This window comes from Marinitoga sp. 1155 (assembly GCF_001021175.1).
Taxonomy (GTDB): Bacteria; Thermotogota; Thermotogae; order Petrotogales; family Petrotogaceae; genus Marinitoga.
This window is the reverse complement of record NZ_AZAX01000035.1, coordinates 1-8498: the sequence shown is the minus strand read 5'-3', so window position 1 is coordinate 8498 and position 8498 is coordinate 1. Positions and strand designations below refer to the sequence as shown.

General features: G+C 27.1%; 9 protein-coding genes and 1 tRNA gene. 3 read left to right on the top strand and 7 right to left on the bottom strand.

Annotated features, from left to right (window positions below; translation table 11 throughout):
- Positions 1-148: 148 nt before the first annotated feature.
- Both X274_RS09795 and X274_RS12090 read right to left on the bottom strand, forming a co-directional pair.
- Positions 149-904 (bottom strand): ATP-binding cassette domain-containing protein, encoded by a 756-nt coding sequence (locus tag X274_RS09795; protein ID WP_047266651.1) that lies wholly within the window; start codon positions 902-904, stop codon positions 149-151.
- Positions 905-909: 5 nt separating this feature from the next.
- Complete coding sequence (locus X274_RS12090) at positions 910-1083, bottom strand: hypothetical protein (protein WP_156166195.1); 174 nt, start codon at positions 1081-1083, stop codon at positions 910-912.
- A gap of 305 nt (positions 1084-1388) precedes the next feature.
- On the opposite strand from X274_RS12090, the gene X274_RS09790 reads away from it, so the two are divergent.
- Positions 1389-1476 (top strand) — tRNA-Leu (locus X274_RS09790).
- Between the two features lie 171 nt (positions 1477-1647).
- On the opposite strand, the gene X274_RS09785 is transcribed toward X274_RS09790, so the two are convergent.
- The 5 genes from X274_RS09785 to surE are packed head-to-tail and all read right to left on the bottom strand — an operon-like array spanning position 1648 to position 5111.
- A complete protein-coding gene (locus tag X274_RS09785; protein WP_047266650.1) occupies positions 1648-2664 on the bottom strand; it encodes a lysylphosphatidylglycerol synthase transmembrane domain-containing protein in 1017 nt (338 codons plus the stop codon).
- 1 nt (position 2665) lies between these two features.
- Positions 2666-2881, bottom strand: coding sequence for a heavy-metal-associated domain-containing protein (locus X274_RS09780; RefSeq protein WP_047266649.1), 216 nt, complete (start codon positions 2879-2881; stop codon positions 2666-2668).
- A 1-nt stretch (position 2882) separates the two neighbouring features.
- On the bottom strand, positions 2883-3827 hold the full coding sequence (fmt, locus tag X274_RS09775) for a methionyl-tRNA formyltransferase (protein ID WP_047266652.1): 945 nt from the start codon (positions 3825-3827) through the stop codon (positions 2883-2885).
- Positions 3799-4353 (bottom strand): peptide deformylase, encoded by a 555-nt coding sequence (gene def / locus X274_RS09770; RefSeq protein ID WP_047266648.1) that lies wholly within the window; start codon positions 4351-4353, stop codon positions 3799-3801. The genes fmt and def overlap by 29 nt, the downstream gene beginning before the upstream one ends.
- A gap of 2 nt (positions 4354-4355) precedes the next feature.
- A complete protein-coding gene (gene surE / locus X274_RS09765; RefSeq protein WP_047266647.1) occupies positions 4356-5111 on the bottom strand; it encodes a 5'/3'-nucleotidase SurE in 756 nt (251 codons plus the stop codon).
- A gap of 269 nt (positions 5112-5380) precedes the next feature.
- Here surE and X274_RS09760 point away from each other — a divergent pair, with 269 nt between their 5' ends.
- Together X274_RS09760 and X274_RS09755 are read left to right on the top strand one after the other, a co-directional pair.
- A complete protein-coding gene (locus tag X274_RS09760; RefSeq protein WP_047266646.1) occupies positions 5381-7327 on the top strand; it encodes a hypothetical protein in 1947 nt (648 codons plus the stop codon).
- Positions 7328-7331: 4 nt separating this feature from the next.
- A complete protein-coding gene (locus X274_RS09755) occupies positions 7332-8423 on the top strand; it encodes a BMP family lipoprotein (protein WP_047266645.1) in 1092 nt (363 codons plus the stop codon).
- Positions 8424-8498: the final 75 nt, after the last annotated feature.

Here is an 8498-nt window from a genome sequence, read left to right as displayed (position 1 = left end):
GAGGGTGGGACTTGAACCCACACGAGTGTCTCCACCCAACGGATTTTAAGTCCGCAGCGTCTGCCAATTCCGCCACCTCGGCAACCTTTCAGGCATTTCAACCGTATTTATTCTATCATTTTTTCGCTCTTTTGTCAATACTTATTCGTTACAAGTTTCTAAAATTATCCTGTCTGAAATTAATAATGAATTCTTTTGGTGTTGAGTCAAAAATAATTTTACCTTCTTTTAATACTATGATTCTATTACATATATCAAGATATCTAAAAAGGTTTCTTGTTGCAAAAATTAAAACTCTATTTTGATTTATATCAGAAATCACATCTTTTATTTTTTTTAATAATATATCATCAATATGATCCAGAATAGAATCAAACATAAAAATGTTTGGATTTTGAGCTAAAGAAATAAATAAAAGCAATGATAATTTATCAGCACTTGACCAATTCGATAGATTGTTATAATATCTTAAACTTTTTAAATCTGCAAATTTCTCTATTAAATCTAATTTTTTTAATAAAGAAATATGTTCATATGATAAATTGTGTGGCGTAATACCCAAAGAGACTTTAAGTAATTCCTTCAAGGATATATAATTTAAATTTTGTAAGTACTGTGGTTCGGTATAAGTTATGTTACTCCTTAAATATTTTTTTTCCTGTTCTCTAACATCTTTTCCTCTATATTTTATATCTCCTTTTCCATAAACATTATTAAATAATTCTTCATTTAAATGCACAAAAGATCTTAATAATGATGATTTTCCAGAATTTCTTTCGCCGTAAATCAAGACAGATTCATTGTTATATAATTTTAAATTTATTGATTTTAATACTTCTTTATTATTCATATATAATGAAAAATTTTTTATTTCAATTATAGGCGGTTCACTATCATATACCATAAAATTCACCTATTGCTATTCAGTTTTTCTTTTTTGTTTTTATCATTTACGTTTTGAATGGAATTAAAAAACCTTTTTTTTGTAAAATCTTTTAACTCTTCCTCGTTTTCAATATCTTTAATCTGTTTTAAAAATTCATATTGTGATAACGTGTTGATTTTTCCATTTTTATATTCCATCAAAACACCTCCTTACTAAATAATAATACAAAAATATATACATGGTTTTGAAAAAATATTTATTTTACTGGCATTTTTTGTAAAATTTTTATTATTTCTCCGAGAAAATATAGAATTATTTTATGCAACTTGAATATTCATTTTTTTATATAAATAATTCATTAATAAACAATTACCATTATAAAATAATATAATTCCCATATTGTTTGGATTTTTTGAAAATAATATTTTATATAAGTTTGTATCAAATTTAAGATTTATATGGTTGACAAAATATAAAAGTTATTGTATAATATGAAAGGCTTGCCGAGGTGGTGGAATCGGCAGACACGCATGGTTGAGGGCCATGTGGGAATTTATCCCGTGCGGGTTCAAGTCCCGCCCTCGGCACCAATAAAAAAAGAAGGAACTTTTAAGTTCCTTCTTTTTTTATTAATTAATCTTTTTATGATTATCTTCTAAAACTATTTGTATATTCGTTTTAATCTTTAAAAAATGCATGAAAAATCGCTAAATCCACATGCTCTGAAGATGAAAAACGTTCTTAAATATATCATTTTATTTTTAATTACCCATTTTTTTTATGGAAGAACCCTTTTTATTTAAGTTTCTTTTATGATTTAATAAGACTACAATACCGCTTATTAACAATACATAATAGTAAGTTGTAAATCTCCATAAAACTATAACTGTTCCAATTCTTTCCTTTATTATAAAATCAGAAAATAAAAAATAAAATATTCCTTCAGCACCTCCAGAAGTTCCTGGCGTTGGAATAATAGAAGAAGTTATTTGAGTTATTAATGATCTAAAAACGAATTTTAATGATATGTTTTTATTAAATCCTTTTAGAATCACTGGCAATACTAGAAAAGAACATGAAAATTGAAATATACTCAAAACAAAAACCAGGATAATATTAATTAATCTCTTTGATTGTAACTTGAATGTTTCAATAAAACTTTTTACTTTGGATATTATTTCGTCAATATATTTTTCAGGATTTTTTAAGACACCGATTTTTTTTAAGATTTTTACAAAATATAGAGTGGTATTTATAGCAGCTTTTTGGTTTATTACATAAAAAATTATCAAAAAAACAGCTAATGAATTCAATAAAACTCCTAAAATAATACTTGAAGTAATATAAATAGAAAAATGAAAAAAAGAATATATCGTAGCTATGATACCTAAAATTGCCATACTAATTTGAAAAATAAAAGTTTTAAAAAGAATAACAGCTGTTGCTTGTCCAGGATCTATACCATATTTTGAAATATATATTATCTGAAATGGTTGTCCTCCAGTATAAAAAGGTGTTAAATAGCTGTAGAATTGTCCTATGAGAGTGAAATTTAAAGCCTGTTTTAAAGACACTTTTTGTAATAAAACTTTTATTACAAAACTTTCAATAAACCATTTTATAGTTATAATAAAAAATCCAAAAAATAAAAACCAATAATTATATCCTAAAAAAATCTGGATATTATTTACAAAATTTTTAACTCCTGAAATTAGTATAAATACAACTAATGTGCTTATTAATGCAAATAAAAATCCATATATGTATTTTTTTTTCATTTTAATATTTTAATTCAAACCCTTTTGTTTTTAGTTTGTTACTTATTTCTTCGCGAGATACTTTTTCATCGTCATAGGTTAATTCAACTGCCCCAAAAGCTTTTTCAACTTTAAATTTTATAATACCCTCAATACTTTTTAATATGTTTTCTATGATTTCAGCATCTTTTTCGTTCTTATATCCTTTTATCATATACATATTAAATGTTTTTGCCACTTTAATCACTCCTTTTTATATTTTTGAATATATCTCCAACTTTAATTTTTCTACCGTTATATGCATCTATTATTTTTACTGCTTTTTTTCCGGGAAATTGTATTTTGCCAATTTTTATGCTTCCTGAACCGACTGAAATTTCAGCACCATACTTATCAATTGATAGAACTTTTCCTGGAATATCATTTTTTGATGTTCCCAATGATGCATTAAATACTTTTACAATTTGTCCATTTAATTCGCATTTTGCCCCGGGAATAGGATCGTATGCTCTTATTTTATTAAACACTTTTATATTTTCATTATACCAATTTATATATGTATCTTCAATTGTTATTTTGCTTGCGTAAGTAGCTTCGTTATCATTCTGATATATCAGTTTCTTACTATATATTTCAAAATTATTTAAGAATTCAATTAATGATTCACTTCCGAGTTTGGCTAATCTATTATATACGCTCTCAAAATTATCTTCCATATAAATTGGAAGTTCTTTCATATAGGCAATTGGTCCGGCATCTAATTCTTTTACTATTTTAAAAATAGAAATACCAGTTTTTGTTTCACCGTTTTCGATGGCTCTCTGAATTGGCGCAGCGCCTCTATATTTAGGTAACAATGAAGCATGTACATTCCAACATCCAAGTTTAGGTAAATTAATAACTTTATCTTTTAATATTTTACCATATGCTACAGTTAATATAATATCAGGGCTTAATTTTTCCAGGAATTCGTATCCTAACTTTAAATTTACACTTTTAGGTTGAAAAACAGGAATATTATTTTCCAGAGCTATTATTTTTACTGGAGTTGGAATGAGTTTTTGACCTCTGCCTTTTGGTTTATCAGGTTGAGAAAAAACACCAACAACATTAAATTTATAATCTATTAATTTTTTTAAGTGAATAGCAGCAAAATCAGGAGTTCCCATAAATACTATTCTCATATATATCAATTTCCCCCATTTCTTTAGCTATTTTTCTTCCTTCTTTCATTAAATCTTTTATTTTACCTTTTAATTTTGCTTTGCTGGCTGTACTAACTTTATCTATAAACAATATACCTTCCAGATGATCATACTCATGTTGAAATATTCTTGCAGGATATTCATGTAATTCTTCTTCTACTACATTTCCATTTTCGTCTATATATCTTACTCTTACGCCTTCAGGTCGTTTAACATTCAAAAAAATTCCTGGAATGCTTAAACACCCTTCTTCGAAAACAATTTCTTCACCTAAAAACTCTATAATTTCAGGATTTATAACCTTTCGTAATTTATTTCCATCGTCCATTATAAAAAATCTTTTGCTAATACCTATTTGCGGTGCGGCTAGACCAACCCCATCCTCTTTATACATCATATTTGTCATAATTTCCAAAAATTTTCTAAAATTTTCATCTATGTTTTTTACATTGATAGCTTTTTTTCTTAAAATAGGATCACCAATTAATCTAACTTTTAAATTCATTTTTATCCTCCTAATTCTTTTAATTTTTTCATATAATCAAAATCTGTTAAAAAAGATTTTATAGGTGTTACTGAAACATAATTCTCTTTTAATACAAAATAATCTGAATCCAAATCTTCATCATCTTCAATTATTTCCCCTAACATCCAGTAATAAGTATTTCCATATGGATCTTTTCTTGGTTCAAAATAATCTCTATATCGTCTTTTACTCTGTCTGGTAATTTTAAAACCTTTTATTTCTGAATAGTCAACATTTGGTACGTTAATATTTAAAGCACTGAATTCAGGCATATCAAGAAAATTATGATTTTTTAAAAATTTTAAAAGAAATTTTGCTGCTGTTTCATAATTGGGATTTTGATAGTTAGCACTTGATATAGCTATTGATGGAAGACCATTTAAGGAACCTTCAAGTGCTCCCGAAACAGTTCCAGAATATAATAAGTCTGTTCCTAAATTTGGACCTTTATTTATTCCACTAATAACCATATCGAAATTAATATTTTTATATATTGCTTCTAACCCTAATTTCACACAATCAGCTGGAGTTCCATTTACAGCATAGCCTAAAAATTCATTGTTCAGAAAAATTTTTTTAGCCCATAAAGGATTACGAATGGTAATTGCATGACCGGTGGCGCTTCTTTCAACGTCTGGAGCAACAATATAAACATTATGCTCTTTTTCTAATTCTTTTTTCAAAATAAAAATACCTGGTGCCATAATCCCATCGTCATTTGTTACAAGAATATTCACAATATCACCTCATGTTTACAGTTTTAATAAAGAACTGTCAAATATAATTATTTTACTATATTATATCACTCTAAGTTTAAAAAACAGGATTAATTGCTTTAAACTTTGAAGAAATATTCTCAGATAAAATTAATGCATTATATTTAATTAAAACTGTTATTTATCCGACTTGAAATTTAAAAAAAAATATGATAATATCCAGATGCATTTTTCACCAGTTTATGATATAATATTTATTAGCAGTCGAAATTTTTATAGGAGGTGCTTTTGTGAAAAAGGTTTTTTTATTAATTATTTTTGCTATACTTAGTATAAGTATGTTTTCTCTTAATCCACTTAACATGGCTAATATAAAAGAGAATTATGTAACTTATATTGAGAAATATAATAGCCACTCTAATGATTTTCAATGGTTTTTTGAAGAATTGAAAAACATGGGATTGTATAAATTTTATAAGTCGCAGATGGTAGGGAGTGCCGAATATACGGATAGACCATCGTATATTCCAAAACATTTATCATCTATAGCAGAAGAACATAAATTTAAGTCTTTAGAAGAAGAAATTGCATTTGCCGGGTTCCTTGCTTATGTACAGAGTGATTTGGCCGGAAAAAACTTGAAAGAAGAAACAATTAGATCATTACCAGCGTTTTATTTGGCGTTAGAAAAGTATTCCACTTATTTACAGGATACAGGTTTTTTATATATAAAAAATGCCATTGCATATTCACTCGGTTTGGTTAAAGATTCTCCTAATAAGACTTTATTAAAAATAAAGATGAAAAATAGACGTGCAAAATTAGAATCTCCAGAATATTATATTTATGAAGGCAATCCCGATACTTTATTCGACAATATTATTTCTGAAAATAAAAAGATTCTCGAAGATGGAATAAAAGATATATCAAAGCTGAAAATCACTGGTGAAGATCTTGAAATAGAGATTGATGATCTGGCATCCAAAGTTTTATCCTTTGTGCCTGAAAAAATAAAAAAAGACACTCTTGAAATTATAAATATATTTTTAAACAATGCTGAAGTGAAAAAAAGTAAAGAGTGGATCAGATTTGTTGTATATTTGGCTTTGATTATAATTGTGTTTTTGTTAAAAAAGAACAATCTATATCAATGGGTATTTTTTGGAATAACTCTTAGTGAAAGCATATATATTTTAAATTATTTTGATTTTTCAAAAGATATAATTACTTCGTTTATATATGGATCTTTCTTGCTTTTAAGTTTCTCATTAATATTGGTTACAATGTTTTTTAAAGCTTTTGGGAGAAACGTTCCATTATTAAAAAGAATAATAAATGTTTCTTTAATCGTTGTAATTTTATTGCTAATGAATATGCCACTGTTCAAAAATGTTGAAGAAATTAGAATGGAAAATAATCCAGATTTTCATAGTTCTATAATGCAAAAAACGCTATTAAATGATATTTTAGTATACCCATACACTTTTGTAAATAAAGATGTAGCGTATATAGGTTCTCAATTATCTGCAGAGTATTCTTCAATAAGATATATATATAATTCTGCATTAAAGAAATTTTTAACCGATTCTGGAAAAAGTAAGATTTTAGACTATTTAAATTACGAAGATGGTAAAGTTAAAGTAGACTTATTGCTTCAAGGATTGCATATTGATAATTTTGAAACTTATACAAAATTAACAACAGAATTCAAAAAGATACTTGATGAATTTGAAAAAAATTCCGAAAAGAGATATAAAAATATAGAAAATGGTTTATTAGAGTATAATAAAAACGTTACGAATATTCTTAAGTATTCTGATGAGGAATTTAAAGAATTATTCAAAAACACTTTGGAAAAGAAATTGATAAAATCAAGCGTTTTAGTTAATTACAAACCAAAATTATTGTCTGTTTTTTCAGAAAAAACAAATACCAGTATAAATCTTAAACCAATTATTACTGATTGGGGTACAAAAGTATTATTGTTATTGATTTTAGGATTTTTATATTTCTTTTTGAACGACAAAATAAGATTCAAAATATTTGGTATAATTATAATGTTTATTGCATCTATAGCATCATTTATAAAACCAGAAACTATTCATGTTTTATCTGAATTTAAATATCCTGTATTAAATGCACAATCATTCAATGTTAATATTATATTTGGTATTTTGATGTTAATTTTTACCGCTTTAAGCGGATTACAAATTATCAAATTCTATAAAGGGAGGTAAGGTTATGAAGAAAGCTGTACTTTTAGTTTTATTAATGGCATTGGTAGTTTCATCTTTTGCTTTCAAAGTTATTATGGTTACAGACGTAGGGGGTTTAGGAGACAAATCATTTAATGATGGTGCATGGGCTGGTGTATTAAGAGCTAAAGATAAATATGGTATAGATGCACAGGTTATTCAATCAAAAGAACAAAGTGACTATGTTGACAACTTATCAAATGCTGCTAAAGAAGCAGATGTTGTTATTGCTGTTGGGTTTATGATGAGTAATGCATTATTTGATGTTGCACCACAATATCCAAGCGTAAAATTCATAGGTATAGACATTGCTCCACCAGAAGGCGGAAATGTTCCTAAAAATGTTCAATTATATTTATTTAAAGAACAGGAATCAGCATTTTTTGTTGGTTATTTAGCAGCAGCTATGACAAAGACAGGAAAAGTTGGTTTCATAGGTGGTATTGCTATTCCTCCAGTAGAAAGATTTAGATATGGTTATGTTGCTGGTGTTAAAGCTTACAATGATATTTATGGAGAAAATGTAGAAATTGTTGTTGGATACACAGAATCATTTACAGATGCTGCAAAAGGTAAATCAATGGCATTAGCTCAATTTGCTGAAGGAGCAGATATAATATTTGCTGCAGCAGGAGCTTGTGGTAACGGTGTTATAGATGCTGCAAAAGAAAAATCATTAAAGGTATACGGTATCGATGCTGATGCAAATTTATCAACAGTTGTTGACAAATATTATGAAATGGGCGAAGGATTCTTTGCAATTGGCGTTGACTCAGATCAGGATTATATGGCACCAGGTTATGTTTTAGCAAGTGCCTTAAAAAGAGTTGACAATGCATCATATTATGGTGTAAGAGATGCTTACAGAAACAGATTTAAAGGTGGAGTTCAGGTATTAGGTGCTCAAGAAGATGGTGTAAGTTTATCACCAATGAAATATACAAAAGGTATGGTTCCTTCAAGAATTTTGGCTGAAGTTGAGTACTTAAATTATGCAATTAAAACAGGATTATTGGTTGTTCCTGATAATGAAAATGATTTAAACAACTTTACAGTTGATATTGAATTTCCATTTTAATTTAATTTAAAATACAGGGGCGGGGTATTCCCGCCTTATTTATAAATTTAAAACATTAATAATTTGTAAATATCG

Bases quoted from the DNA above. Each gene is read 5' to 3' on its own strand.
- X274_RS12090 (WP_156166195.1), bottom strand. From the start codon at position 1,083: ATGGAATATAAAAATGGAAAAATCAACACGTTATCACAATATGAATTT.
- X274_RS09755 (WP_047266645.1), top strand. From the start codon at position 7,332: ATGAAGAAAGCTGTACTTTTAGTTTTATTAATGGCATTGGTAGTTTCA.
- X274_RS09795 (WP_047266651.1), bottom strand. From the start codon at position 904: ATGGTATATGATAGTGAACCGCCTATAATTGAAATAAAAAATTTTTCA.
- X274_RS09785 (WP_047266650.1), bottom strand. From the start codon at position 2,664: ATGAAAAAAAAATACATATATGGATTTTTATTTGCATTAATAAGCACA.
- def (WP_047266648.1), bottom strand. From the start codon at position 4,353: ATGAATTTAAAAGTTAGATTAATTGGTGATCCTATTTTAAGAAAAAAA.
- fmt (WP_047266652.1), bottom strand. From the start codon at position 3,827: ATGAGAATAGTATTTATGGGAACTCCTGATTTTGCTGCTATTCACTTA.